28 protein-coding genes are annotated in these 24190 nt (G+C 42.4%); 14 read left to right on the top strand and 14 right to left on the bottom strand.

The annotated features are described in order from the left end of the window. Window positions 1-20: 20 nt before the first annotated feature. Window positions 21-263 (top strand): hypothetical protein, encoded by a 243-nt coding sequence (locus tag UCH003_RS13270; RefSeq protein ID WP_231964785.1) that lies wholly within the window; start codon window positions 21-23, stop codon window positions 261-263. Between the two features lie 32 nt (window positions 264-295). Here UCH003_RS13270 and UCH003_RS13265 read toward each other — a convergent pair whose 3' ends face one another. Then, window positions 296-733 carry a hypothetical protein gene (locus UCH003_RS13265; protein ID WP_060826853.1) on the bottom strand — a complete coding sequence of 146 codons (438 nt, stop codon included), beginning with the start codon at window positions 731-733 and terminating at the stop codon, window positions 296-298. 118 nt (window positions 734-851) lie between these two features. Here UCH003_RS13265 and UCH003_RS13260 point away from each other — a divergent pair, with 118 nt between their 5' ends. From UCH003_RS13260 to UCH003_RS13245, 4 genes are all read left to right on the top strand, one after another. Further along, the gene (locus UCH003_RS13260; protein ID WP_060826852.1) at window positions 852-1217 is read left to right on the top strand and encodes a diacylglycerol kinase; all 366 of its coding nucleotides are present in this window, start codon (window positions 852-854) and stop codon (window positions 1215-1217) included. Window positions 1218-1281: 64 nt separating this feature from the next. Beyond that, window positions 1282-3453, top strand: a complete 2172-nt coding sequence (locus tag UCH003_RS13255; protein ID WP_060826851.1) for a malate synthase G — start codon at window positions 1282-1284, stop codon at window positions 3451-3453. Window positions 3454-3683: 230 nt separating this feature from the next. Beyond that, window positions 3684-5021, top strand: coding sequence for a cytochrome ubiquinol oxidase subunit I (locus tag UCH003_RS13250; protein WP_060826850.1), 1338 nt, complete (start codon window positions 3684-3686; stop codon window positions 5019-5021). 9 nt (window positions 5022-5030) lie between these two features. Further along, a complete protein-coding gene (locus tag UCH003_RS13245; protein ID WP_060826849.1) occupies window positions 5031-6224 on the top strand; it encodes a hypothetical protein in 1194 nt (397 codons plus the stop codon). Between the two features lie 90 nt (window positions 6225-6314). On the opposite strand, the gene UCH003_RS13240 is transcribed toward UCH003_RS13245, so the two are convergent. From UCH003_RS13240 to UCH003_RS13200, 9 genes are all read right to left on the bottom strand, one after another. Further along, entirely contained in the window at window positions 6315-6611 is a 297-nt protein-coding gene (locus tag UCH003_RS13240; protein WP_060826848.1) for a c-type cytochrome, read from the bottom strand. Window positions 6612-6683: 72 nt separating this feature from the next. Beyond that, window positions 6684-7019 (bottom strand): hypothetical protein, encoded by a 336-nt coding sequence (locus tag UCH003_RS13235; RefSeq protein WP_060826847.1) that lies wholly within the window; start codon window positions 7017-7019, stop codon window positions 6684-6686. Further along, window positions 7013-8200: a sensor histidine kinase gene (locus tag UCH003_RS13230; protein WP_060826846.1), complete on the bottom strand. Its 1188-nt coding sequence runs from the start codon at window positions 8198-8200 to the stop codon at window positions 7013-7015. The genes UCH003_RS13235 and UCH003_RS13230 overlap by 7 nt, the downstream gene beginning before the upstream one ends. Beyond that, window positions 8157-8831 (bottom strand): response regulator transcription factor, encoded by a 675-nt coding sequence (locus UCH003_RS13225; protein WP_060826845.1) that lies wholly within the window; start codon window positions 8829-8831, stop codon window positions 8157-8159. The genes UCH003_RS13230 and UCH003_RS13225 overlap by 44 nt, the downstream gene beginning before the upstream one ends. Next, a complete protein-coding gene (locus UCH003_RS13220) occupies window positions 8803-9048 on the bottom strand; it encodes a DUF1104 domain-containing protein (RefSeq protein WP_039672430.1) in 246 nt (81 codons plus the stop codon). The genes UCH003_RS13225 and UCH003_RS13220 overlap by 29 nt, the downstream gene beginning before the upstream one ends. Window positions 9049-9053: 5 nt before the next feature. Beyond that, entirely contained in the window at window positions 9054-9653 is a 600-nt protein-coding gene (locus tag UCH003_RS13215) for an ABC-type transport auxiliary lipoprotein family protein (RefSeq protein WP_039671867.1), read from the bottom strand. A gap of 15 nt (window positions 9654-9668) precedes the next feature. Next, window positions 9669-10610, bottom strand: coding sequence for an MlaD family protein (locus UCH003_RS13210; protein ID WP_060826844.1), 942 nt, complete (start codon window positions 10608-10610; stop codon window positions 9669-9671). A gap of 7 nt (window positions 10611-10617) precedes the next feature. After that, window positions 10618-11340 (bottom strand): ABC transporter ATP-binding protein, encoded by a 723-nt coding sequence (locus tag UCH003_RS13205; RefSeq protein WP_060827006.1) that lies wholly within the window; start codon window positions 11338-11340, stop codon window positions 10618-10620. An 8-nt stretch (window positions 11341-11348) separates the two neighbouring features. Beyond that, window positions 11349-12482, bottom strand: coding sequence for an ABC transporter permease (locus UCH003_RS13200; RefSeq protein ID WP_060826843.1), 1134 nt, complete (start codon window positions 12480-12482; stop codon window positions 11349-11351). Window positions 12483-12622: 140 nt separating this feature from the next. Between UCH003_RS13200 and msrA the strand changes: the two genes are divergently transcribed. Further along, a complete protein-coding gene (gene msrA / locus UCH003_RS13195; protein WP_060827005.1) occupies window positions 12623-13183 on the top strand; it encodes a peptide-methionine (S)-S-oxide reductase MsrA in 561 nt (186 codons plus the stop codon). 456 nt (window positions 13184-13639) lie between these two features. Here msrA and UCH003_RS13185 read toward each other — a convergent pair whose 3' ends face one another. Beyond that, window positions 13640-13987 carry a hypothetical protein gene (locus UCH003_RS13185; RefSeq protein WP_060826841.1) on the bottom strand — a complete coding sequence of 116 codons (348 nt, stop codon included), beginning with the start codon at window positions 13985-13987 and terminating at the stop codon, window positions 13640-13642. A gap of 145 nt (window positions 13988-14132) precedes the next feature. On the opposite strand from UCH003_RS13185, the gene UCH003_RS13180 reads away from it, so the two are divergent. Further along, a complete protein-coding gene (locus UCH003_RS13180; RefSeq protein WP_060826840.1) occupies window positions 14133-14945 on the top strand; it encodes a hypothetical protein in 813 nt (270 codons plus the stop codon). Window positions 14946-15016: 71 nt separating this feature from the next. Here UCH003_RS13180 and UCH003_RS13175 read toward each other — a convergent pair whose 3' ends face one another. Together UCH003_RS13175 and UCH003_RS13170 are read right to left on the bottom strand one after the other, a co-directional pair. After that, window positions 15017-15625 carry a MarC family protein gene (locus tag UCH003_RS13175; protein ID WP_197653520.1) on the bottom strand — a complete coding sequence of 203 codons (609 nt, stop codon included), beginning with the start codon at window positions 15623-15625 and terminating at the stop codon, window positions 15017-15019. 11 nt (window positions 15626-15636) lie between these two features. After that, a complete protein-coding gene (locus UCH003_RS13170; RefSeq protein ID WP_060826839.1) occupies window positions 15637-17328 on the bottom strand; it encodes a methyl-accepting chemotaxis protein in 1692 nt (563 codons plus the stop codon). Between the two features lie 108 nt (window positions 17329-17436). On the opposite strand from UCH003_RS13170, the gene UCH003_RS13165 reads away from it, so the two are divergent. Both UCH003_RS13165 and UCH003_RS13160 read left to right on the top strand, forming a co-directional pair. After that, complete coding sequence (locus UCH003_RS13165; RefSeq protein WP_060826838.1) at window positions 17437-18621, top strand: MFS transporter; 1185 nt, start codon at window positions 17437-17439, stop codon at window positions 18619-18621. Window positions 18622-18691: 70 nt separating this feature from the next. Next, the gene (locus UCH003_RS13160) at window positions 18692-19012 is read left to right on the top strand and encodes a hypothetical protein (protein WP_060826837.1); all 321 of its coding nucleotides are present in this window, start codon (window positions 18692-18694) and stop codon (window positions 19010-19012) included. 37 nt (window positions 19013-19049) lie between these two features. Here UCH003_RS13160 and UCH003_RS13155 read toward each other — a convergent pair whose 3' ends face one another. Then, the gene (locus tag UCH003_RS13155) at window positions 19050-19688 is read right to left on the bottom strand and encodes a class I SAM-dependent methyltransferase (protein ID WP_060826836.1); all 639 of its coding nucleotides are present in this window, start codon (window positions 19686-19688) and stop codon (window positions 19050-19052) included. 128 nt (window positions 19689-19816) lie between these two features. Here UCH003_RS13155 and UCH003_RS13150 point away from each other — a divergent pair, with 128 nt between their 5' ends. From UCH003_RS13150 to UCH003_RS13130, 5 genes are read left to right on the top strand one after another with little or no spacing between them, the layout of a single operon-like run. After that, on the top strand, window positions 19817-20977 hold the full coding sequence (locus tag UCH003_RS13150; protein WP_060826835.1) for an ABC transporter substrate-binding protein: 1161 nt from the start codon (window positions 19817-19819) through the stop codon (window positions 20975-20977). Then, the gene (locus tag UCH003_RS13145; RefSeq protein WP_039671873.1) at window positions 20970-22592 is read left to right on the top strand and encodes an ATP-binding protein; all 1623 of its coding nucleotides are present in this window, start codon (window positions 20970-20972) and stop codon (window positions 22590-22592) included. The genes UCH003_RS13150 and UCH003_RS13145 overlap by 8 nt, the downstream gene beginning before the upstream one ends. Continuing rightward, window positions 22593-23255: a response regulator gene (locus UCH003_RS13140; protein ID WP_060826834.1), complete on the top strand. Its 663-nt coding sequence runs from the start codon at window positions 22593-22595 to the stop codon at window positions 23253-23255. Further along, window positions 23255-23779, top strand: a complete 525-nt coding sequence (locus UCH003_RS13135; RefSeq protein ID WP_060827003.1) for a peptidylprolyl isomerase — start codon at window positions 23255-23257, stop codon at window positions 23777-23779. Before UCH003_RS13140 ends, UCH003_RS13135 begins: the two co-directional genes overlap by 1 nt. A 47-nt stretch (window positions 23780-23826) precedes the next feature. Then, complete coding sequence (locus tag UCH003_RS13130; protein ID WP_039671875.1) at window positions 23827-24165, top strand: P-II family nitrogen regulator; 339 nt, start codon at window positions 23827-23829, stop codon at window positions 24163-24165. Window positions 24166-24190 lie beyond the last annotated feature (25 nt).

The raw sequence follows: 24190 nt of genomic DNA, 5'->3' as shown, positions 1-24190 counted from the left end.
GTTTTAAGTGTCGTTTGATTATGATTGTAGTGTATACGGCAATCAGTTTTACGCCGCTTCTTTTAGGCAGTTGGCTGGGATATACGTACAACGTATGGATCGGCATTGCTTTTTTTCTATTTTTAACACTGGTTAGCGGCATCGTGAGTTCTAAGATGCGTATAGCTTCCATTCCTCTGGTGCAGCGGGAGATGAATTATTCGACTTTGGCTATCGTCAAATGGTATGTGGCAAAAAATATCTGTTTTGAGGAACGGTCGTAAACGCATTGATGCGGTTACGACCAAGTAGGATGTTAGAAACTGGCGGTATGAAACTCCGGATTTGTCAAACCGGCCGCTACCATCGGCGGTTTCGCGACGCTGATGCCTTCGATGAGAGATGAAGCCTCTTTACCGGCATTCGGTAAGAAAAGAGGGCAAACGGAAACGCTAGCACCGGCTTTCATCAAGCCTTGAAGCGCAGTTTTCGGATTGGCTTCGCTTCCGTCGGGTTTTTTAACATTCGGCGAGGTAAACTCTTTAAGAGCCAAGTTGGCGGCAGGTCCGCAAAGCGTGATCGTAACCGCTTTTTTCTGGTCGTTAAGGACGCTGTTGGAAAGCACCATTCCCATCATTTGGGTTTGGGCATCGGCAGAGGTCATTAAAACGTTTAAGCCTTTGATCTCCGAGGATAAAAGATACGAAGGAATCGCGGCGACCAGCGCGGCTAAAAATAAACGAGATGCTTTCATTGAAGGCTCCTTTATGGTTGAAGATGGCGTTATTATACGATACGTTTTCGTACCGTAATATTAAAAAAAATAATTGAAATGATTGCTTTTATTTTGGATATCGATGCAAAGGATACACGTGAGAAATCAACCCAAATACCACTTTATTAAAAATACCTCGTATGCGCTTAAAGGGCTTAAAGATCTTTTGTTAACGGAAACTTCGTTTCGAATCGAATTGGTTGCCGTGTGCGTATTGCTTCCTCTTTTATGGTTCTTCTCGTTAGAGTTGTGGTATAAACTTCTCATGTTTTCTTCACTGACGGGCATATTGATTGCCGAAGCGATTAACAGTGCGATCGAACGCGTAACCGATCTGGTGACGCTCGAGCATCATGAAATGGCCGGACGCGCTAAAGATATGGGCAGTACCGTCGTTTTTTTGAGCATCGGCGTATGCCTAGTGATTTGGTGCTTCGGCTTATGGCAATGGGCACAGCACTGAGCAATGGATTGACAGATTAATATCATAAGGCTGTGGTAATCTTAACGGATTAAAAGGAAGAAAAATGAAAAGCATCGCGTACGGAACATTGCAGATTGATACGGCATTGTACGATTTTATCGGTAATGAAGTTTTACCCGACACCGGCATAAGCGTTGAAGCTTTTTGGAACGGTTTTGAAACGGCGGTGTTGGATTTTGGACCTCGTAATATCCAACTACTACGAAAACGAGACGTATTTCAGTCCCAACTTGACATGTGGTATAAGAACCATCAAAAAACGTTCAATCAAGAAGAACATATCGCTTTTTTAAAAGAGATCGGCTATTACTTAGATGAAAAAGAGCCGTTTGAAATTACCGTCGGCATGATGGATCCGGAAATTTCCGAGATTGCCGCACCGCAGTTAGTCGTCCCGGCAGACAATGCGCGTTATGCGCTCAATGCCGCTAACGCGCGATGGGGAAGTTTGCTCGATGCACTGTACGGCACGGATGTCATTGAAGATGCCGAACCGTACGAAAAACGATCCTCTTATAATCCCAAGCGCGGCGAAAAAGTTTTTGAATTCGTTTATGCTTTTTTAGATCGCACTTTTCCTTTAAGCTCAGGTAGCTATGCCGACGTTGAAGCCTTTCGTTTGGAAGGAAATGTACTAACGGCACAATGTTTAAGCGGAAACGACGTTTTGCTTCGCGAACCTGAACAATGGGTTGGATATACGGGAGAACGTTGTGATCCAAGCAGTCTTTTATTGCAAAATAACGGCTTACATGTCGAAATTCGTTTAGATCGTAACGGCACGATAGGCCAGGCAAATCTTGCGGGTATTCAAGATATAATACTCGAATCGGCGCTGAGCGTAATTCAAGATTGCGAGGATTCCGTTGCCGCGGTCGATACGGAAGATAAAATTCGCATTTACCGTCATTGGCTCGGAATGATGAAAGGTGATTTAAGCGTCAGCTTTGAACATAAAGCTCAAACGATCGTACGTGCACTCAACCCCGACAAAACGTTTCTTTCCAAAGACGGTACGCCGTTTGTTCTCAAAGGACGCGCTCTTTTATTGATTCGAAACGTCGGGCTTCATATGATGAGTTCTTGCGTTACATGTAACGAAAAACCGATCGCCGAAGGATTATTAGATGCATTTGTAACGGCATTGTGCGCGCTTCACGACCTTAAAAAAGAGAGCGGATTGCGTAATAGCGTTGCCGCTAATATCTATATCGTCAAACCCAAATGTCACGGACCTGAAGAAATTTCCTACGTCAATGAAGTTTTCGCACGCGTCGAAGAGGTATTAGGACTACCTGCGTATACGATTAAGATGGGCATTATGGACGAAGAAAGACGCACGAGCATCAATCTTTTAGAATGTATCAGGCGAGCGAAAGAGCGTGTCTTTTTTGTCAATACGGGCTTTTTAGATCGAACGGGCGATGAAATCCACAGTTGTATGGAGTACGGCCCGGTTTTACCCAAAGAGGAGATGAAACAAAGCATTTGGCTCAAAGCGTATGAAAACCGTAACGTCGATATCGCACTTGAATCCGGATTTGCTTTGCATGCGCAAATCGGCAAAGGCATGTGGACGATGCCCGACGCGATGCAAAAAATGCTAACGCAAAAAATCGCTCATCTGCGCTCAGGTGCTACGACGGCGTGGGTTCCTTCCCCGACGGCAGCGACATTACACGCATTGCATTATCACGACGTGAATGTTTTTAAAAAGCTTGAAGAAATTAGAACGCGCAAAATTGCATGCGTCGAAGACATTTTAACGCCGCCGTTGTTAGATCGTACGCTTTCACGCGAAGAGGTGACGCAAGAGGTCGAAAATAACGTCCAAAGTATTTTAGGCTACGTTGTGCGTTGGGTCGAGCAAGGTATCGGTTGTTCCAAAGTTCCCGATATTCATAATATCGAGTTGATGGAAGATCGAGCGACGCTTCGTATTTCGAGCCAACATCTTGCCAATTGGTTACACCACGGTATCATCGACGAGAAAGAGCTCAAAGAAATCTTGGAAAAAATGGCACGCGTCGTCGATACCCAAAATGCGTATGATCCAAAATACCGCCCGATGGCACCGCATTTTAGCAAGAGCATCGCCTTTCAAGCCGCATGCGAACTTATTTTTAAAGGTCGATGCCAGCCGAACGGCTATACGGAATTTATCTTACATGTGAAGCGCAAAGAGGTCAAACAAGCGTTGCCCGAATATCCGTAAAACGTTCTTTCTTCGCAATGCGCCAAGGTCGCACTTTGGCGCAAATGTTTTTCTTTTTTCCTTCTTCTTTCTCGAGAGTTCTTCACATGTAAGCTTCCAAAAATGATTCTTTAAGAAAATATTCTGTTTCATTATTGATATAAAAAATTAAAAAAAATTAAAATTAACACTTATTTAACACGGTGCTTCTATAATCCTAGTTGTTAAAAATTTTACACAAAGGAGACTTCATGGATATAATAGGGCAATTCCCGTTGTTTTATTTTCCTGAATATGGAAGTGCTTGGATGATGGGTATAACGGGTACGATACACATCTTATTCTCGCATACGTCGGTCGGTGCGGCGATGCTTTTTGCCTTTTTAGCGCACAAAGCGTACAAAGAGAATCGAAGCGATTATTATCCGTATATGAAAAAATACGGTATGTTTTTGCTGATTTTCTCGTATGTTTTAGGTTCCATCACGGGACCTGGTATTTGGAATACCGCAACGGCGGCAAGCCCGAGAGGTATTAGTGCGCTTATTCATAACTTCGTATGGGTATGGGCAACGGAATGGGTCTTTTTTATCTATGAAGTCATCGGTGTTTTCGTGCTGGTCTACTTTATCGATAGAATAGATCGAAAAACACACCTCAAACTTACCTATACGTTTGCGCTAGCTTCGGTCGGAACTTTGGCGCTTATCATCGGTATTATCAGTTTTATGATGTGGCCCGGAACGCAAGCCTTCTATGCAACGGGAAGCGCAAGCGATGCATTCTTCGGTATCAATACGTTCCCGCATATGTTCTTACGTATAGGCTTCATGATTATGATGTCGGGCGTTATCGGTTTGGTTATTTCCAGTTCGATGCGCAAAGAAAATGAAGAACTCTCCAACGAGCTCAGCCGAAAGATGGGTTATATCAGCATTATCGGCGGCTTCATAACCATGTTTTTCTTTGTTTGGTATATGGGTACGCTTCCCGAAAACGCTCATGCGGTTTTTGCTTTCTCAAAAGACGCCATTATTCAAAATAGAATTATCTTGACGATGGTATTTATCGCTTACTTTGCCATTGCGATTATTAAGCCAAAATTGATCAATCCCGTTATTGCAAGCGTGATGATCGGTGTTATTTTGATTTCCGGTTTATGGTCTGGAGAGAAGCTAAGAGAGTCCATGCGTAAGCCTTACGTTGCTGGACAATACATCTATTCCAATCAAATTATCAGCCGAGACGTTCCCGGTAAAAACATCAAAAGCGAGCTTCCGATTATTGCCGAGAAAGGACTTTTACATCTCAATCCTTTCGTCCCTGCTCGTCTTAAAACGATTACCGATGAAAACAAGCGAGAAGCCGGTGAACTTTTAGCCAAAATGGCATGTTCTAATTGCCACTCTTTGGAAAAAACAGGCGTATTTAGACCATTGAAAGATCGATTGACCGGTATGGACAAAGAGGGAATTAAATCCATTCTATATGTCATCGGAGAAGGTGGTATGAGCTATATGCCGACACTTAAATTACCAGAAACAGAATACGATGCGATCGCGGAATATTTTGCATCGTTACACTACTAAGGAGAAATAATGGACGCATCAGTATTATTAGCGCTTAGGGATCCCGCGGGAGTTCCATTTTATCCCATAGTTTTTCAAATACTTTATATTTTAACGTGGGCGTTGCATGCGGCATTCGTACTGCTTTCATTGGGTGCTATGGGTCTGTCGCTTTACGGTTCGGCAAAAGGAAATCAGGACAAACATTGGAGTATCCTTACGCCGCATTTGATTCAAACGGGTAAGATCAGTGTCTCTATCTTGATCGTTTTAGGTGTAGCACCGCTTCTTTTTACGCAAGTTATCTATGATCCGAACTGGTATGTCACCAATACGTTATCGGGTATGTGGATTTTTATCTTCGTGTATACGATGATCGTCGGTTATTGTATGTACTATTGGTACTATTATGCGCACAAAGCGCAACGAACGGGACATTCGTTGATCGGTTTCGTATCGTTCGGTATCTTGGTATTTGCCGGAATTTTGATGCACAGTTTTGCGGTTACGTCGATTATGCCGCACGATTGGATGAACATGTACGCACCTAACGGTATCGTCAATACGAGCGGATGGACGTTTAATATGGACATTATCCGATTGGCGTTTATGGTAAGCTTAGCTATTCCCGTCGTAGGTATTTTCTTGCAAAACTACAGCCGCTTTTTGTCGACACGAAAAGATTTTGACGCTTCGTTTATCAGCTACAGCGCAAAACTAGGAACCAATTTTGCGGTTGTAGGGCTTTTGATCAGTGCGGTCTTGTTCGTTTTGTGGATGTTGCAAATCAAATACCTTTTTCATCCCGTATCGATCGCGACGATTATCGGCGTATTGGTTTTGCTTGCTATGGCAAAAACGAATCGCAATAGCTACTATACGACCTTGGTTTTAGTCGTCGTAGCACTGTTGATCTCCACCATGAGAGAATTGATTCGTTTTGACATTATGTCGGCTTTAGGATACAGCATTTACGACTATCCGATGAATTTGGAAATTCCTTCTATCGTTATGTTCTTATCGACATTCTTGATTATGGGATTTGTCGGCGTGGCGTATCTTTTAACGATGGCATGGAAAGTCGGTAAACGCGAAGGCGTTTTTGACGGCTCTAAAGATGTCGTGGTCACGAAATTGGGTCAAGCAACGCTTTATATTATGATTGCGTGGATGGCTATCTATTTTGCTTGGGGAATTACAACTTTGTTTAAAAATATTCTCTAAAACGCGTGATGCGCCGATTTATTGCAAATCGGCGCTTTTTGATCGAAAGATCGTGCCTCTGTTGTCTTCAATAGAGGCACATGTACTGTATTATTTAAGACCTTCGATGTATTTGGATAGTGCAGCGATTGCGTCGGCGTCAAGATTTTTAACTTGTCCTACCATCGTTGCTTTCAAAGGACCGCCGTAAGTACCTGCTTTATAACCGTTGAGCGCAGCAGTAATTTTATCGGCACTCCATCCGGCAATAATCTGAGATTTATTCAAAGCGGCTTTCTCCGCTTTTGCACCGTGACATGTAGCACAGGTTTTATAAAGTGTTGCCCCATCAGCGGCAAAAATTGAGGTAGCGCATAGAATGCTAGCTAAGACTAAGACCTTTTTCATAGTGACTCCTTATTAAATAATTAACGTTATTATATACAAAAAAAGTGAATTTATAGTGAAACAAAAGTGTTACTATTTCAATTTATTGAAAACTTTATACGTTTCCCAATAGGTATCTAAAGCTTCACTTAAAGCTACATCGCTGAGCATCGTTTTTTTCTTAACGCCGAAACGGTTAATCAATCCGTCGGTGAGGATCGAAGTCTCTTTGGTGGGATTTTTGAGATAGTGCGTCATAGCGCGTTTGACTTCGGTTTCACTGCTGTATTTTAATAAATAGCGGTAAAAAAATTTGTCGATTTTGACCGGCATATCTTTATGACAAGGCACGCAATGACGCTCATAAACGCTTTCGCTACCAAAAGCCCATGCAACGCAGATGAAAAAGAGACCGACTGCTTTTACCATGAAATACTCACTTTCGTACCTTCGTCGCGTTTGGATTCGATATCGACGCTGAGTCCGTACTCCTTAGCGATCGCGGCTACGATGCTCAGTCCGATGCCAAATCCGCCCACGCTTCGATCGAATCGAACGTAACGTTCAAACGCATGTTTAGTTTTTGATGCGTCCATACCGCGTCCGCTATCGCTAATTCGGATCAGTTTATCGTGGAGCTCGACGTCAATCGTTCCGCCGATGTTATTGTATTTAACGGCATTGGAGAGAATATTGTCGAGCAATTTCGTGATTTTTTTACGATCGATCGACATAACGACGTTTGCTTCTAGGCACGCGCCGACACGGATTTTTTTTGATTCGCAGAGCAAAGAGAAGTATTCCAGTCGTTCTTCAAGCAATAGTTTAAGATCAACGGTTTCATCATGAGACGATAAACGGTGCGAAAGGATTAAGTAGGTTAAATCGTCGTATAAATTTGAAATGGTTTTGGATGCGATCGTAATACGGTTAATTTTTTTCAGAAGTGACGGATCGAGTTGTTTCGGATCGATCATCTCGATATTCGAGAGAATCGTATTGACCGGCGTGTTGAGTTCGTGCGTCGTATCTTTGATGAAACGATCCAGTAACGAGATAGCATCTCGCATTGGGCGTAATAAGAGTTTCAATAAAAAATAACCGATCAATACCGTAAGGGCAAAAATAATACCGCCGTAGAGAAAAAGCGTGCGGTAAATCTTCTTATCCCAATGTGCAGGCTCGGGTACTTCCAGTGCGATGTAACGTGCGCCGAGGTAGTAAGACTCTAGCTCTTTGATAAAGTAGATTTTATGCTCTTTGATATAAATATCGTCGTAAAGATTGACGTTTTGCGAACGTAAAGTCGAAAAGATTTCATGCAAACCGCTGTCGTAGATGGCTGAGTTAAACCGTTCGTCGCGTGGATAAAGACGCTCTTTGTCAAAGTTAACATGTAAGGTTCTTAAACGGTTAATCTGTTCGTTGGTCAGATTGGAAAGGGCTTCTTTTTGGTGTTGTAAAAAGAGCTCCCGTTGGAGGTCGTAGTATAAAAACGCAACAAAAAAAAGGCTAATAAGCACCAAAAAAGCATAGAGAAAAAGAAACGACCAAAGCGTCTTTTTCTCACGCGAGCGTAAATTTGTATCCCAGTTTTTTAAGACTAACAATGCGCTCTTTCCCTATGATTTTGCGTAAGTTTTTAATGTAGGTACGAAGGGTTTCGTCACTGCCGGTTTCCTCAAAATCCCATAAATGTTCCATCAATGTTTCATGGCTGATAATTTCGTTCTTTTTTTGCAAAAAAAGCTTTAGAAGTTTGGCTTCTTTGTTTTGCAACTGTACGATTTTTTGATCGATATAAAGCTGATGCGTCGCGGTATCGTACTCGACATGTTCATCGATGCGTAAGCGTGCTTGAGGCGTATGAAAAAATTCACGTTTTAACAAGGTTTCGATGCGAAACAAGAGTTCTTTAAGCGCAAAAGGTTTGCGCAGATAATCGTCGCAACCGCTTTCATAACCCTCTTCGACGTCTTCGATCGCATTTAACGAGGTGAGAAAAATAGCCGGTGTCGTTTTACCTTCCAAGCGAAGTTGGGAGAGGAGCTGAAAACCGTTTAGCAAAGGAACGTTCACGTCGAGCAATAAAAGATCGAAACGCGTTTCGTAAATTGCAACTTCCGCCTCTTTGCCGTCGTAAACCGGTATGACGTCGTAGTCTTTTGAGACTAAAAATTCGCATACGGTCTCGCTAAGACTGGTATCGTCTTCAAGGAGTAGGAGTTTGGCTTTGGGCATCTTTGCGCCTTTGGGATTGGTCGTTTTCATAAAGTGTTTTTTGCGCTTCGTCCATTTGCGAAACGCGTTTTTCAAGTTCACGGTAGAAAGGTTCTTCTTTTTCCGCATCGACGTAACCGATCAGCGCAATGAGCTCTTCGGTGCTCATCTCGCTAAAATCGGCTTTTGCGATGAGTAAAGACACGCTCAACGCGAGAAGAGAGAAAAATCGTTTCATCGTGTTTACCGTACCGTATTGATCCATGCGGCGAGGTGCTCGATAAGCTCTTTGGTAGCAAGATTAAAGGCTTCGACCGTACCTTCGGCTCCGTTTTGTTTCGTCACGGTTTTTTTCGAAGCGATACGTGTCGTACCGAGTACGTTACCGCTTTTAATATCGATTAAGCGAAAGCGGATATTGACGTAAACATAAGAATTATCGTTAGCATCGAAAACCTCTTCGAAATTTTGTAAAACGGATTCAAGTACCAAGTTATTCGATGCCATTGAGGTACCGGAGATAACCGATTCAAAATGGTTTTGATCTTGAAGGGCTTCGGCGATGAGGTATTGGAGTTTGAGCGGAGGCGTTTCGCTCCACGTACCGTATTTATAGGGGAGCATCGCCCCTTCTTGTTTGTAAAGAATCGCACGGCTGTTCAGTCCGCTTGGAGCATCGATGCGCGCGATCTTTAAAACGTCGTGCGTAGGGGTACTGGCGCGCGTAAGATTGAGCATAGGTTCTAAAGAATAGGTGTAAGGCTTTAGATTCGTCTCTTTGAGGCTACAACCGCTGAGGCCTAAGAGCATGAAGACTAAGCTCAAAAATCCGACTATTTTCATATTAACTCCTTTGGTTTAGCGTTCGTGAGGTGCCGGAGCAACGGTCTCGGCTTTAAATAAAAGATCGCTCGGACTGTCTTTCAAGTTTGCGATCAGCTCTTTTGTTTCGGCAAGTACGACTTCTAAATCGTATAACGTACTTTGCAAAGGCATGAGCGTCTCTTTAACGTCAAATGCTCCCGAATCGATTTTTTGATGCAATCCGCCCATCACGTTTTTGACGCTTATAGAGGCGTCTTTAATGCCTTTCATCGTTTCTATACCCGTCGTATCGACCGCGCGGGTTAACGAATAGGACATCTCTTTAATCCCCTGAACCGCCGCGACGGATTCTGCTAAAAGACGATCGATCTCTTTGTTATGCGCTTCGAGATTGGCCAACGTTTTACTGGTAGATTCGGTAATTTTAGCACTGTTTTCGATAATGGCTTCAATATTTTTAATATTTTTATCGCTCATAACCTGTTCGATGCGGCTAAAAATAACCTCTGCTTTTTCACTCAAAGACGTCACGGTTTTATCGAGCCTTGAAAAAGTGGAAGGATACGACGGAATGAGCGCGTACTCTTCCGGATTGGAGTTTGTTTTAAGCTCTTTAGCGTCGTTCGTACCGCCTTGGAGTTGAATGTAACTTAAGCCCGTAATGCCTTGCGCTTCGATCAATGCGTAGGTGTTTTCTTTGACGGGAACGTCTTCTTGGATGCGAATCGTAACTAAGACTTCTTCGGCATTTTTATGGTTAATGGCGATGCCGCGGACCTCTCCGACTTGAACGCCTTTAAATTTGACGGGTGCTTTGTCGTTGAGTCCCGATACCGATTCTTTCGTTGCAATCTTGTAAAATTTAAAGTTTCCCTTTTCCGAATAGTTTCCCAGCCACAAAATAGAAACGACGCCGCCGATCAGCAAGACAAACAGAAAGAGACCTACCAAGATATAACTTAAGCGATTTTCCATCTTTCCCTCAATTTAAAAAATTTTTGAGCTCTTCGTCGGTCGTTTGACGCAATGTTTCCATTGACCCCTCGAACCGTACTTTTTGATTGCCCAAAATAATAAAACGATCCAATACGTTTTCAATCGTATCTTTATCGTGCGTGACCATGACGACGCTGATACCGAGTGTTTTTCGCAAGGTTGCGATGAGTTCGTCAAACGCACGTGCGCTTTTAGGGTCTAGCCCCGACGTCGGCTCGTCCAAAAAAAGAAGTTTAGGATCTAAGGCTAACGCCCGCGCCAACCCCGCTCTTTTTTTCATACCTCCGCTCAGTTCGGAGGGAAACATCGTAGCGACCTTTGTCGGAAGCCCCACCATGGAAAGTTTCATGCGCGCAGACTCTTGAATAATCCAATCCGGAAGGTTTGTATATTCGCGCATCGCTATCATAACATTTTCTAACACGGTTAGTGACGTAAAGAGTGCGCCGAATTGAAACAAAATGCCCCATTGACGCATGAGCTTTTGTGCTTGTACATGTGAGGCTTTGGAGACGTCGACGCCTAGCACTTTCATCTGCCCGCCTTGGATCTTTTGAAGCATAATCATCTCTCGAAGCAATGTCGTTTTTCCGCTACCGCTACCGCCTAAAAGTCCGAAAATTTCGCCTTGTTGGATTTTAAAACTCACGCCGTTATGGATCGTATGTTCCCCAAAACGGGTAATAATATCTTTAGCTTCGACGACGATGCGCTCTTTCACAATCCCATCTCCGTCAGTAAAACCGAAATTAACGCATCGACGGCGATAACCCAAAAAATAGCGTTAACGACGCTAATCGTTGTGTATTTGCCGACGCTTTCGGTGCTACTATCGATTTGAAACCCGCGAAAGCATCCGATCGTAGCGATTATCGCTCCAAAAATAGGTGCTTTGATGAAGCCGATCACGAGGTGTTTGAGAGCGACGGTTTGTTTGATACGATCGATAAATTCGACAAAACTAACGTCAAGCTTAGTGGAAGCGATGACCATACCGCCGAAAACCGAAACGATGTCGGCAAAAAAAACAAGTAGGGGAAGCGAAACCACGAGAGCGAACAATCGGGGCAATACCAAAAAATCCCACGGCGAAAAACCCATTGAACGCATGGCATCGACTTCATCGGTAATTTTCATAACGCCGATTTGCGCGCTGTAAGATGATGCGCTTCGCCCCGCTACGACGATGGCGGTAAGTAAGGGGGCTAATTCGCGCACGGAAGAGATCGTTACCATCTCGACGATAAAAATATTGGCTCCGAATTTTTCAAGTTGCGTCGCTCCTTGGTAGGCGATGACGATACCGATCAGAAACGAGGTGAGTAAAATGATCGGTATCGCTCCGGCTCCGCTTTGTTCGATGTGATAGAGCGTGGCTTTCCATCGAATGGAAAGTGGTTTGAGAACGGCGGCGATGCATGCATGCGTAAGCTCTCCCGTAAATGAGAAAAACGAGGCGAGCGTGCGGTATCCTTCGACGCTCTGTCGTCCTACGTTTTCAAGAGAATCGAGGATAAAAATGCCTTTTTTTTCTTCAATGTCTTCGAGGGGATAGTGGGTGTCGCAAATGTGTAGAAGTTGTTGCATGGAAGGGCTTTCGCCTTGAAAAACGACGCTTTGACCCTGCTTCTCCAATGTTTTAGCGAAGTGCAAAATCAGCATAATACCGTGCGTATCAAAATCGGTAACGGCAGAAAAGTCAAACGTGTACGAATGCGTTGTTTGGGACGGTGTGATCGGTATGTCGGTTTTGCATAAAGCGGCTATACGCTCTTTAACCCAAGAGCCTTGTAAGAGCACAAGAGCAGTTTGTTCTTGGATATCAAGGCGCAAAGAGGGTTTTTGTTTCATACGACCTCTTTTTTTGAAGTATTATAACATAAATCGATTATGTCGGTCGTAAGAGGAAAGTTTTCAGCGCACCGTGTTATAATCGTACCAAAAAGGGGCGCATTATGAAATGGTTCCGAGTCGTAGCCTTTGTTTTAGGCATGTGTCACATACTTTATGCACAGGAGAATAGCGTGGTTTATGAAAAAGCGACATTCGGCGGCGGCTGTTTTTGGTGCTTGGAAGCGGTGTTTGAAGAGACAAGGGGCGTGGTTGATGTCATCAGTGGGTATGCAGGAGGGCAAACGCCAAGTCCAACGTACGAACAGGTGTGTAGCGGCAATACCGGACATGCCGAGGTGGTGCAAATCACGTTTGATCCTAAGCTCATTTCGTATGAAGCACTTTTGAAAATCTTTTGGTTGATTCACGATCCCACCACATTGAATCGTCAAGGCAACGATGTGGGAACCCAATACCGTTCGGTCATTTTTTACCACAATGAAACGCAAAAAGCGCAAGCCGAGGCGTCTATGAAGGCGTTTGCCGGTAAATTTACTAAGCCGATCGTAACGGAGATTAAACCCTTAGAGGTATTCTACAAAGCCGAAGCGTACCATCAAAATTACTTTAAAAACAACCCCAATCAAGGTTATTGCATGTTTGTTGTCTCACCAAAAGTTGAGCATTTCAAATATGAATATAAGGATTTGGTCAAGTAGCCAAATCCTTTACATGTAACGTTGTTTTAACTTTTACGATGAAAAATAGTCAAATATATTCGTGTTTTCCGTGGGGACTTTTTGAACAACTCCCTGAACTGGCAACGGAACTTGAATGCCCGCAAAACTTACATGTATAATTTCCTCCATGTTTCCCAATATACAGATGTTTTTTATGAGGACTCGGCGAGCAACTTCCTGCACTCGCAATAGAGCTGGAATGTCCACAATATTGGCATAGATAGCCCTTTGGATTTTCATTCATATAAATATGCCTTTGGCTTGGCGAGAAAGAGCAATTCCCACTGCTTGCACTCATACTTTTGTGCCCGCAACATTGACAAATATATCCCATAGTAACTCCTTTTTTATATCAAAATAATTTCAATTTTAAGTGTTCATATTGATGTTACATGTAAAGTTTGAAAAGACCATATTCATACAGGCTGACCTGGCTTATTCGTCATTAATGCCTGTCATGAAAACGATACAATCCACGACGTCAGAGTAAAGCGAAATACTATCGGTTGTGATACATAAGATATTTGCATTTTCATTGATTTCATCCATTAAAAACGTTAAAAAATCAGAGACATTGTGAGACAGTTTTTGAGAATATCCCACGGCGATCATCACGCTTTTAGCTTGTTTGAGCGATGCCTTAAATGCGTCAGAAAAATAGTTAGGTAGTTCTTCCACTGCGCAACTACCGCATTTTCCTATCATATTCCCTTGTTGTGAAAACATCAAAAAAAAGTCTTGTATTTCGCAAGAGGTTAAAAGATGTTGAAGCCGATTGATCATGTTTTTTCCTTAGATATGTAAATAGTTCAAGGTAATACAAAAATACTCACAAAAAGTTCATTAGGATGAACTTATTTAATTTTAATTTGTATAGAATGTGATGGAACACAGAGATTAAACATTAACAGAACAGGAGGAAATAACAATGGAAAATCCAGAAACGATTCAAATTTGGTGGGAAGGGCCTTTTACATACGATCAAATCATGCAAAAAGAGAAATCCAAAGATATCCCAAATCAAGATAATAGTGTCCAAAAAATAGGTTTATATCAAGTCTATGGCAATCATATTGTGTACGGGAAAGATGTTTTATTGTATATCGGGATGACACTCGCTGGCTTTCAAAATCGGTTAAAAGATCGATGGGTTATTAACAATATCTATTTGGGTACGATTTTTTCTAACAATAAAACGCTAGCTGAAGATGAACAAAAAGCACAAATTGTACAAGCCGAAGCCCTTCTTATCAATGTTATGACACCCGCTCTCAATTCTTCTTATATCAATAGTGTCAGCGAAAAGTTATGCAAGCAAAAATTTACAGTTTATAATTTGAATAATTATCGCTCGCTTTTGCCCGAGCTCTCAAGTATGCGATGGTGGAATAATATAGATTCAAATTATGAACTTGTTAAAAAAATCAGAGATAAGTATTCGCCTGATACAAAAATAGAAGATACAGAGAAGTATTATGGCTTTGATATTGATGAAAATATTTGGTTTGGCGTGGATTACGCGTATTGGGATAAACACCATGTACCGTTGATCATTGCTGTTTCAAAAGACGTATACGAGAAAAATGAAAACGAATTAAAAGAAGCACTCAAGGAAAATGACTTTAACCCTTGGGAAAATTATTTTTATATAGAAGCTTGTTCTGATCTTCGAAATATTGATAAAGCGCAATCCATCATTCAAGACAAGATAAAAGCCATTAAAGAGGCAATCAAAAAATAAAAAAAATCGAGTCAATAAAAGCTATATGTTAGGTTTACATGTAAGCGCACAAAATAACGTTACATGTAAACCTAAAACGTGTGGATAATGCCTCTTATACCATCGATGAACATCTGTACTGACATCATCAAAAGGAGCATGCCCATCAAGCGTTCAAGGGCTGAGAGTCCTTTATCTCTTAGGAGTTTGTAGAGTAAAGGTGAGAGATACATGATAAGTGCGGAGATCAGCCATGCTAAAACCAGTGCGACAAAGACGCTTCCGAGCTCATTGGTGTGGGATTTACCCAGCACTAAAAGTGTGGCAAGCGTGGAAGGTCCTGCGATGAGCGGCATGGCGATGGGCACCATAAAAGGCTCTTTGGAAGAGCCATACAGCCCGCTACTGCCCTCATCGCCCGGGAAGATCATCTTTAATCCGATGACGAAAAAGATAATGGCACCTGCGATGCGCACCGCTTCGGTTTCAAGGTGGAAAATATTTAAAAAGAGTTCGCCGGCAAATAAAAAGAGCGTTAAAATTGCCAAACCGAATAGCATCTCACGCATAATGATGGCTTTACGCCTTGCAAAAGGAACGTCTTTTAAAATGGACAAAATGACGGGAACCGCACCGAAAGGGTCGATAACGAAGATCAGGACGATAGCCGTCGAAACAATTGAAAATTCAGCACTCAGCACGATGGAAGTCCTTACGTTCGAAACTCGGAGAGTTTAAGATTTAAGGTTTCGGTCATGCGACTGAGATGCTCTGCCGCGCCGGCAATTTCTTCGACGCTTCTGGCATTTTGGCTTGAAATATCGTTGATTTGATTGACGTTGGCGATCATGGTTTCGATGTCCGAACCGGTTTTAAGGTAATTTTGAGTTGTTTTATCGGAGACAAGCGTTGCGTTGTTCATCACGGAGAACATACCGTTAATTTTGACCTCAACCGTGCTTGCGGCTTCCGCTAATGATTCTACTTTTTGAGAGTTGCTCGTCATACGTTCGCTACTGTCGACGATGGATTGGACGATAACGTTAATCGTCGCATTAATTTCTTGAAGGCTCTTTTGCGTACGCTCGGCAAGCTTGCGCACTTCATCGGCGACAACCGCAAAGCCTCGTCCGTGTTCTCCCGCGCGTGCCGCTTCGATGGCGGCATTGAGAGCAAGTAAATTGGTCTGATCGGCAATATCGCCGATAACGACCAAGACCTCTTTCACTTGTTCGGCGTCATGGCTGAGTTGTTGAATCTTTTGTGCGAGTTCGATTTCGGTTTGGGCACTGTTTTGAATCTCTTGCGTGAGCGTTAAAATCGCTTGGTTTGCGTCTTTTAAGAAGGCATTGGCTTTGGTAAGCTCCTCTTTCCCCTCTGTTGCTTCGTGAATGCCCGTACTCAATTCATTTTTAAGACCGAGTGCTTTGGTTGTGGTGTCGCCGACGATTTGCATGGACGTCTCGATGGCTCGTCCGACTTGTAAAGAAGTAGAGGAGAGTTCGTGCGAAATGGACGAGTTCTCGTTAGAAAGCCCTTTCGCTTCACTGATCAGTAGGCGTACTTTTTCGATAAACGCATTAATACTACGGCTGGCTTGAGCAATTTCGTCGTTACCGATAATGTCTAGTTTTCGCGTCAAATCGCCCTCGCCGCTTGAAAGATTGTCGGCTCGTTGCATCAATCGTACCAATGGATTTGAAATCGTCTTTTTGATAATAAATACGGTTGAAAAAACGCTTACAAGCACTAAGACGGTCGCAATCGCTAAGAAGGTTTTGATTTGTGAGGAGAGGGTATCGTCGATCTCTTTTTGTAAAATAGCAATCTCCTTTTCCACGTTATCGACATAGATACCCGTACCCATTGTCCAGTTGTAAGGTTCAAAAGGCATAGCGTAAGCAAATTTTAAAAGAGGTTGTCCGTCTTTGCTTTTGGGGAATTCGTACTTGACCAATCCTCCGCCTTTTTGCGCCGCATGAATAAGCTCTTGAACAAAAGGAATACCTTTGGAATCTTTCAATCCGATAAGGTTTTTTCCTTCCAAGGTTTTATTGGTCGGCAAAAGTACGTTCGTACCGTCTTGTTGATAGACAAAAAAATAACCGCTTTTATCGTTAAAGAAGCGAGGATCGTTCAGCTTTTCTAAAATAGCTTCTTTGATTTTTTCATCACTAATGCCTTTAGCTTTTTGAGAATTATAGATAGACATAGCCGTTTGGCGCATTAAATCCATAATGGTTTTGAGCTCGTTTTCATGAAACGCATAAGCACTTTTTTGATAGTGTTCAAGAAAAAATCGAGCATTTTTTTGCGTATCGAAGTAAGTCATAGCAATGATAGAACCGCCGAGAAAGCTTAACGAGAGAATCAGCGAGATTAAAATACGCGTTGAAATTTTCATATTCGATTCCTTTTTCGAGGGTATTAGCCGTTTCATTGTAGCATAAAATCGGCATAGCCCTCGTGCGCGAAAAGCGATACAATAGCGTTTTGAAAAAAAGAGGTAAAAATGAAACGGTACGTTAACGTGTTATATTCGTATGCGGCATTACGGCGATTAAGCTTAATTCAGCTGATTTGCTATTTCGGCGCATGGTTTAGTCATATGGCGATTTACACGTTGCTCATCGAACTGCATGCTCCGGTTTGGGCTTTAAGTGCGGCGGCAGCATTTACGTTTTTACCTTCCATGCTTTTAGCTCCTTTTAGCGGAGCAATTATCGATAAAGTCGACACGAAACGATTGATGTTAAGTTTAACGATCATTGAAATCGTCACGGTTTTTTTCTTACTTTTTATCGACTCTTTAGAGATGTTGTGGTGGCTTTTAGCTCTTATTTTTATCCGTATGGGTGTAGGAAGTATCTATTTTCAAACGGAAATGTCGCTTTTACCAAAGCTCTTAGGAAACGACGATCTTAAAATCGCCAATGAGATTCACTCTATCATTTGGTCGATTTCATATGCGCTCGGTATGGCCGTTGCAGGATTTTATATTCACTATTTTGGAACGACGAGCGCATTTGTCGCCGATATGCTTTTGTATTGCGTCGGATTTTATTTGCTCATGGGGCTTAAACTTCCTACGCTTAAAGTTCACACGCTCTTTTCTATTCAAGAGATGATCGTCGGCGGATTTTTGTATCTCAAAGCGCATCCGAAATTGATGCACCTGATCGCCTTGCATGCCAGCGTCGGGCTAAGTGCTTACGATGCTCTGATTGCCTTATTGGCGGATTATGAATATAAACATCTTTTGTCGATTCCTCTCGTGATGGGTTTTATCAATGCGTCTCGCGCCGTTTCGTTGGTGGCGGGTCAGTTTATCTTGGGACGCTGGATGAGTCAAAAGACGCTTTTTTACGCTTTGGTGTTGCAAGGTGTCAGTATTATCGTGTGGGGTTTGTTGCAACATGATTTTTATTGGAGTTTCCTCGGCGTCGTCTTGTGCGGACTCTTTACAACGGCACTTTGGTCGTATACCTATACGCTTTTACAGTACGAGACGCACGAAGCGTATTACGGTAGAGTCGTTGCCTATAACGATATGGTTTTTATGGGGATGAGTACGCTTGTTTCATTTGCAATCGGAGCACTTTTTGAGTGGGGAATGGCGTTGTGGATGATTACATGTTGTTTGGGAGTCGGATTCATTGTGTTTGGGTTTTATTGGCGATGGATTCAACGGTTATAATTTCAAATTTCACGAATAGTTCACGATTTTACGCTAGAATTTCACTGTAAAAATTAAAAAGGAGTATCCAATGAAAATCGTAAAAATGAGTTTAGTTTCAATCCTTTTGGTACTCAGTGCAAGTACAAGCTCTTATGCATGGGGTGATAGAGAACAAGGAGCACTTATCGGTGCGGGAGCCGCTATTTTATTGGGAAGCATGATTAATAATGCCTCTCAACAACCTCGCTATGTTGAAAACCGCCCCGTTTACGTTGAAAGTCGTCCCGTTTATTACGAGACAAGACCGACTGTCGTGTATCGAGAACCGTATGTCAGAGAGAGAGTTATTGTGATCGATCGACCGTCTCATCGTTATCATGACGAATACTATCGCCCTTATTATCGTTAATCCAAAATTGCTCACCGCAAAAGGTAGCCCCATCAAGCTACCTTTTTCTTAAAACCGCTATCCGTCTTCCATCATCTTTAATCATTTCAAAACCGCACTGTTCTGCCATTATTCCAATTGTTTTTGGAGTATAAAACGTAATATGCGTCGGATCGCGACGATACCACCATTGAAAAAAATCCGCTTGCGTTTTTGGATGAAACAGCGTCATCAAAGCAACGATTCCGCCTTGATGTAAATGGATATTCAATTCGTTTAAAATCGCAATCGGATCGTCGAGGTGCTCGAAAACTTCGGTTGAAGTAATGCCGTCGTAGATTCGATCGGTATAGATTTTTTTCGGCTGATACCATTTGTCGTAGCAATCGACGCGGACGTTTCGTCTGTGCAAAAGTTCGCTTAAAACGGGAGTCGGGCCGGAACCGAAATCCAGCAAACTCTCTTTGACATGTAAGGTATCCCAAAAAAAATCGATAAAGTTTTCGAGCATACGCACGTAGCCTTCGTTTTCCAATGAATTGTGATGGTTCGCGTAAACGTTTTGTTCCGTTTCTGACGAAGGATAAAACTGCGCATCAAGAAAAACACCTTCGCAATGCGGGCAGGTATAATAGGCGTGCTTGTATCGCGGATCTTTCCATAATACGGTTTCAAAATTGCAAATTTTACATCTCATTTTTTAACTCTTTACGGTTTTTTGCAAAAAAACGCTTTAAGTAAATATTTTTTTACTAAATTAAGCACTTCTATAAAAAATAATTGCTATTATAGCCGTTAAAATATTTTTTACGGACATCAAACCAGATGCGTAGACTCATCGGAGCGCTTCTCGTCGCTTCTTTTTTATTGATACCTTACTATCTTTCACATGTTACGTTTGAAGGTAATGTCATACGTTTAGGCATGAGCGGTCCTTTTAGCGGTGGACTTAATAGCGTAGGCAACCAATTTCTCCTCGGCGCGGAAATTTATCTTAAAAATTTGAACGATAAAGGCGGCGTGTACGGTCGCAAAATAGAGATTATTGCTAAAGACGATCGTTATGAGCCGAAAATTGCCGTGGAAAACGTGAACGAGTTGATTGAAAAAGAGAAAATTTTTGCACTTTTCGGCATTATCGGTACGCCCGTTGCCGAAGCGATTTTTCCCATCGCCGTGGAAAAACGCATTCCGTTTGTGGGTGCTTATTCTGGAGCCGAGTTTTTACGCAATCCTCCCAATCCGATCGTCTTAAACGCACGTGCCGGCGATTTGGATGAGATTGAACGTTTGGTTAAGTATTATGCCGAAGAGCAAAAATACAAGCGATTTGCGCTTTTTTACCAAAACGACAGTTACGGGAGAGCCGGACTTAAAGGCGTTAAAACCGCACTTGCCAAGCGCAATCTTGTCTTGGTAGGAGAGGGTAGCTATAAGCGTAACACGCTTTCGGTAGGCAATGCGCTTTATGAAATAGAACAGTGCAATCCGGAAGTTATTTTAATGATCGGATCGACCAATGCCGCCGCCGAGTTTATCAAGCGTGCGCGCAAAAGTCACAAAATCAGAAAAGAGGTACGTTTTGGACTCTCGTCGTTTATGGAGCCAAAACCGCTCATTGATCTTTTGGAAGGTAACGGAGAGGGCATCGTCTTCGCGCAAGTCGTTCCTTCGCCTTGGACATCCGATGTCGACGAAGTTGAAAATTATCGTACGTTGATGCGCCAATATTATCCTAAAGAGCGTTTAAGCCATGTCTCGCTTGAGGGGTATTTTGCGGCACGTATGATTGCCGAAGTGTTTAAAACCTTAGGGCCGGAATTTACGAAAGACCAATTTATTCAGGCCTTGGGGGAGTTTTCCAAAACTCTGGATGAAGACGGCATCTCTAAAAACAGGGACGAACGTTGTAAGTGCTTGCATCGCGTGCATTTGAGCGAATACGTCGACGATGATTTTTATTCGGTAGGAAAAGACGATGAGTAACGATACCCGCACGCCTTTTCATGATTTTATGAGTAGCATCGACGAGATGACGATTGCTAAAAAAACAACGCTTCTTTTTTTGATTATGGTCGTAGGGATGTTTTTTATCGGGAGTTTTGCTCATATGAGCATCAACCGTATTAAAAATAATTTCGATATTTTGTATACGAAGCGAATGCTTCCGACGATTCGATTGGAAAACTTGAAAGACATTTACACGGTCAATATCTTAGATACGATTCGCGACATCGAAAAGGGCAATATTTCCGCACATGAGGGAAAGGTCGTCATCGCTTTAGCGCAAGAGTTGATTCAGATCGAACTGCAAGAATATAAAAGTAGTTTGGGTATCGACGAGAGCGATTGGTTGATTAAATTGGCGCGTTCGTGGGGCATTTTTAAAGAAAACCATCCGAACCATTTTCCGACAAAAGAAGACGACGTTCTCACATCTAAAATCGAACAAAAAATCCACACGATTGACGGTATTTTATTAAAAATGTTCAGTTATTTTGAGACGAAGCAGACGTTTAAAGCGATTGAAACCTTGCAAAACGAACTGTATCCAAGCGTCTATTCGATCAATATCGACTTGACGGGATTGATCAATATGAATCTTGATAATGCCAAAGAAGGTTACGCTCGAACCGAAAAAGTCTACGATAATACTTTTGAATGGATCGTGGTTGCAACGATCGGTACGATCGCTTTTGCCGCCTTGCTCGCCATCGTGTTGCTTCAAAATATTCGTTTATTGCATACGAAACTTGCCAAGATGGTAGACGAAAAGACGCAAGAACTGCAACAACTGAACCGCGATTTGGAACTCAAAGTCCAGTACGAAGTTGAACAAAGTCGTAAAAAAGACCAAATCATGTTTCGCCAATCAAGACTGGCTTCTATGGGTGAAATGATCGGTAATATCGCCCATCAATGGCGGCAACCTCTCAACGCGATCGTTTTGGTGGTTCAGAGTTTTCAGATGAAACGAATGGCGGGATTGGAACTAAGCGACGCGTTTATCGATAAACAAGTCAAAGAAGGTATCGAATTGGCTTCGCTGATGTCGCACACGATTGACGATTTTCGTAATTTTTTCAAGCCCAATCACAGTGAAGAGCGTTTTAGCGTCAAATCGATCGTTCAATACAGCATCAATCTCGTGAAAGAGTATTACGAAAAAGCGGGGATCGAAATTTTGTTATACGATAGTGCAAGTGTTGAAGTGAGGGGCTATCCTAATGAATTTTCGCAAGTCATGATGAATTTGCTCTCCAATGCCAAAGATGCCTTGGAAGAGCGAGGCATTGCTACGAAACTGATCGAAGTTTCTATCACGAAAGAGGGCGATAATGCGCTTATCGGTGTTATCGACAACGGCGGCGGCATTTGCGATGAGGTTTTAGACCGGATGTTTGAACCGTATTTTACGACCAAGCACAAATCTTCGGGAACGGGAATCGGGCTTTACATGTCAAAACAAATTATCGAAAAACAGATGCAAGGGACCATCAACGGAGCGAACATCGCTTATACGTTTCAAAATGCACAACATTACGAGCAGTGTGCGATGATTACGATCGTCATCCCTTTAGATAAACAAGAGGAGTCATAAATGGATTTTAACGGGTTAAAAGATTGCGTTGTTTTGTACGTCGAAGACGAAAAATCGGTACAGACGCAAACGCAAATGATTTTAAAAGATTTCGTCAAAGAAGTCTATTTGGCAAACAACGGAGCGGAAGGGTTAAAAATTGCCCTTGAAAAAGAGATCGACATTATCGTGACCGATATTTTAATGCCGGAGATGAACGGTATCGAGATGCTGAAAAAGCTCAAAAACGAGCATCAACGCGAGATTCCGGCGATTATCACGACGGCGTTTACGGAGACGGAGTATTTGATAGAAGCGATTGCGCTTAAAGTAGACGGCTTTATTATGAAGCCGATTAACGTGAAAGATTTAATTAGCAATATTTACACCACGATGTTACCGAAACTTCACAATAAAGAGCTGCAAGGATGTTTGTTTATTATTGAAGGGCTTGCGGCGTTGATCGGAGGTAAAAAAATTGAAATCTTACGGTACATCATTAACCATTTGGACGAAAATAAGATTTTTAACGGTTCGTATCAAGACATTATCGATAATATCGGTGTGAGTAAGCCGACGGTGGTTCATATGTTTCAACAGTTAATCAAAGTCGGTATTTTGGAAAAAGTAAAAAATAAAATGTATCGTTTTCGCAATACGAAACTGATCGGAGAATCTTTATGATGGTAAGAGCATTTGTGATTTCGGCGTTATTGGGTTTTTTGACTTTGGCATCGGCGGCGCATGAAGTTGTTTTTGAAACGACGCAAGGCAAAATCGTTTTTGCGTTAAAACCCGAGATTGCGCCAAAAGCGTGTGAAAATTTCGAAGGTTTGGTCAAAAAAGGCTACTACGACGGCATCATCTTTCATCGTATTATCAAAAATTTCATGGTTCAAGGTGGAGATCCGACCGGAACGGGCAGAGGCGGTCAATCGATTTACGGACATGCGTTTGAGGATGAGTTTAAACCGAACGTTGTTTTTGACAAAGCAGGTATTTTGGCGATGGCAAACGCCGGACGCAATACGAACGGAAGTCAATTTTTCATTACGACCGTACCAACGCCTCACCTTAACGGAAGGCATACGATTTTTGGAGAGGTCGTCGAGGGAATAGAAACACTCAAAAAACTGGAAAACGTTGCGACGGATCGACAAGACAGACCGCTTGAGTCACAAAAAATTCTCAAAGCGTATTTAAAATAATTTAAGATACAATAGCTCAATTTTGAACGTTACGAGGAGAAATAAGGATGAAAAAGATCGAAGCAATTATTAAACCTTTTAAACTAGAAGAGGTCAAAGATGCATTGGGAAGCATCGAAGTAACCGGTATGACCGTTCATGAAGTCAAAGGTTACGGCAGACAACAAGGTCATTCCGAACTCTACAGAGGTGCGGAGTACGTGGTAGACTTTTTACCTAAAATTAAAATCGACATCGTCGTGGCTGATGAAAATGTAGACAAAGTCATCGCAACGATTACGGAAGCCGCAAAGACCGGTAAAATAGGCGACGGCAAGATATTTGTAAGCGAAGTAGAGCGCATTATTCGTATTCGAACCGGTGAAGAAAACGAGGACGCTATCTAGAAACGAGTACCGAGTGATTAAAATT

This window comes from Sulfurospirillum cavolei (assembly GCF_001548055.1).
Lineage (GTDB): Bacteria > Campylobacterota > Campylobacteria > Campylobacterales > Sulfurospirillaceae > Sulfurospirillum.
Note: the sequence above shows the minus strand (reverse complement) of the source record. Positions and strands in the feature narration are given on the sequence as shown.

Excerpts from the sequence above, each read along its gene's own strand:
- UCH003_RS13270 (WP_231964785.1), top strand. The coding sequence starts at position 21 with ATGATTGTAGTGTATACGGCAATCAGTTTTACGCCGCTTCTTTTAGGC.
- UCH003_RS13265 (WP_060826853.1), bottom strand. The coding sequence starts at position 733 with ATGAAAGCATCTCGTTTATTTTTAGCCGCGCTGGTCGCCGCGATTCCT.
- UCH003_RS13255 (WP_060826851.1), top strand. The coding sequence starts at position 1,282 with ATGAAAAGCATCGCGTACGGAACATTGCAGATTGATACGGCATTGTAC.
- UCH003_RS13250 (WP_060826850.1), top strand. The coding sequence starts at position 3,684 with ATGGATATAATAGGGCAATTCCCGTTGTTTTATTTTCCTGAATATGGA.
- UCH003_RS13245 (WP_060826849.1), top strand. The coding sequence starts at position 5,031 with ATGGACGCATCAGTATTATTAGCGCTTAGGGATCCCGCGGGAGTTCCA.
- UCH003_RS13240 (WP_060826848.1), bottom strand. The coding sequence starts at position 6,611 with ATGAAAAAGGTCTTAGTCTTAGCTAGCATTCTATGCGCTACCTCAATT.
- UCH003_RS13235 (WP_060826847.1), bottom strand. The coding sequence starts at position 7,019 with ATGGTAAAAGCAGTCGGTCTCTTTTTCATCTGCGTTGCATGGGCTTTT.
- UCH003_RS13225 (WP_060826845.1), bottom strand. The coding sequence starts at position 8,831 with ATGCCCAAAGCCAAACTCCTACTCCTTGAAGACGATACCAGTCTTAGC.
- UCH003_RS13220 (WP_039672430.1), bottom strand. The coding sequence starts at position 9,048 with ATGAAACGATTTTTCTCTCTTCTCGCGTTGAGCGTGTCTTTACTCATC.
- UCH003_RS13215 (WP_039671867.1), bottom strand. The coding sequence starts at position 9,653 with ATGAAAATAGTCGGATTTTTGAGCTTAGTCTTCATGCTCTTAGGCCTC.
- UCH003_RS13210 (WP_060826844.1), bottom strand. The coding sequence starts at position 10,610 with ATGGAAAATCGCTTAAGTTATATCTTGGTAGGTCTCTTTCTGTTTGTC.
- UCH003_RS13200 (WP_060826843.1), bottom strand. The coding sequence starts at position 12,482 with ATGAAACAAAAACCCTCTTTGCGCCTTGATATCCAAGAACAAACTGCT.
- msrA (WP_060827005.1), top strand. The coding sequence starts at position 12,623 with ATGTGTCACATACTTTATGCACAGGAGAATAGCGTGGTTTATGAAAAA.
- UCH003_RS13185 (WP_060826841.1), bottom strand. The coding sequence starts at position 13,987 with ATGATCAATCGGCTTCAACATCTTTTAACCTCTTGCGAAATACAAGAC.
- UCH003_RS13180 (WP_060826840.1), top strand. The coding sequence starts at position 14,133 with ATGGAAAATCCAGAAACGATTCAAATTTGGTGGGAAGGGCCTTTTACA.
- UCH003_RS13170 (WP_060826839.1), bottom strand. The coding sequence starts at position 17,328 with ATGAAAATTTCAACGCGTATTTTAATCTCGCTGATTCTCTCGTTAAGC.
- UCH003_RS13165 (WP_060826838.1), top strand. The coding sequence starts at position 17,437 with ATGAAACGGTACGTTAACGTGTTATATTCGTATGCGGCATTACGGCGA.
- UCH003_RS13160 (WP_060826837.1), top strand. The coding sequence starts at position 18,692 with ATGAAAATCGTAAAAATGAGTTTAGTTTCAATCCTTTTGGTACTCAGT.
- UCH003_RS13155 (WP_060826836.1), bottom strand. The coding sequence starts at position 19,688 with ATGAGATGTAAAATTTGCAATTTTGAAACCGTATTATGGAAAGATCCG.
- UCH003_RS13150 (WP_060826835.1), top strand. The coding sequence starts at position 19,817 with ATGCGTAGACTCATCGGAGCGCTTCTCGTCGCTTCTTTTTTATTGATA.
- UCH003_RS13145 (WP_039671873.1), top strand. The coding sequence starts at position 20,970 with ATGAGTAACGATACCCGCACGCCTTTTCATGATTTTATGAGTAGCATC.
- UCH003_RS13140 (WP_060826834.1), top strand. The coding sequence starts at position 22,593 with ATGGATTTTAACGGGTTAAAAGATTGCGTTGTTTTGTACGTCGAAGAC.
- UCH003_RS13135 (WP_060827003.1), top strand. The coding sequence starts at position 23,255 with ATGGTAAGAGCATTTGTGATTTCGGCGTTATTGGGTTTTTTGACTTTG.
- UCH003_RS13130 (WP_039671875.1), top strand. The coding sequence starts at position 23,827 with ATGAAAAAGATCGAAGCAATTATTAAACCTTTTAAACTAGAAGAGGTC.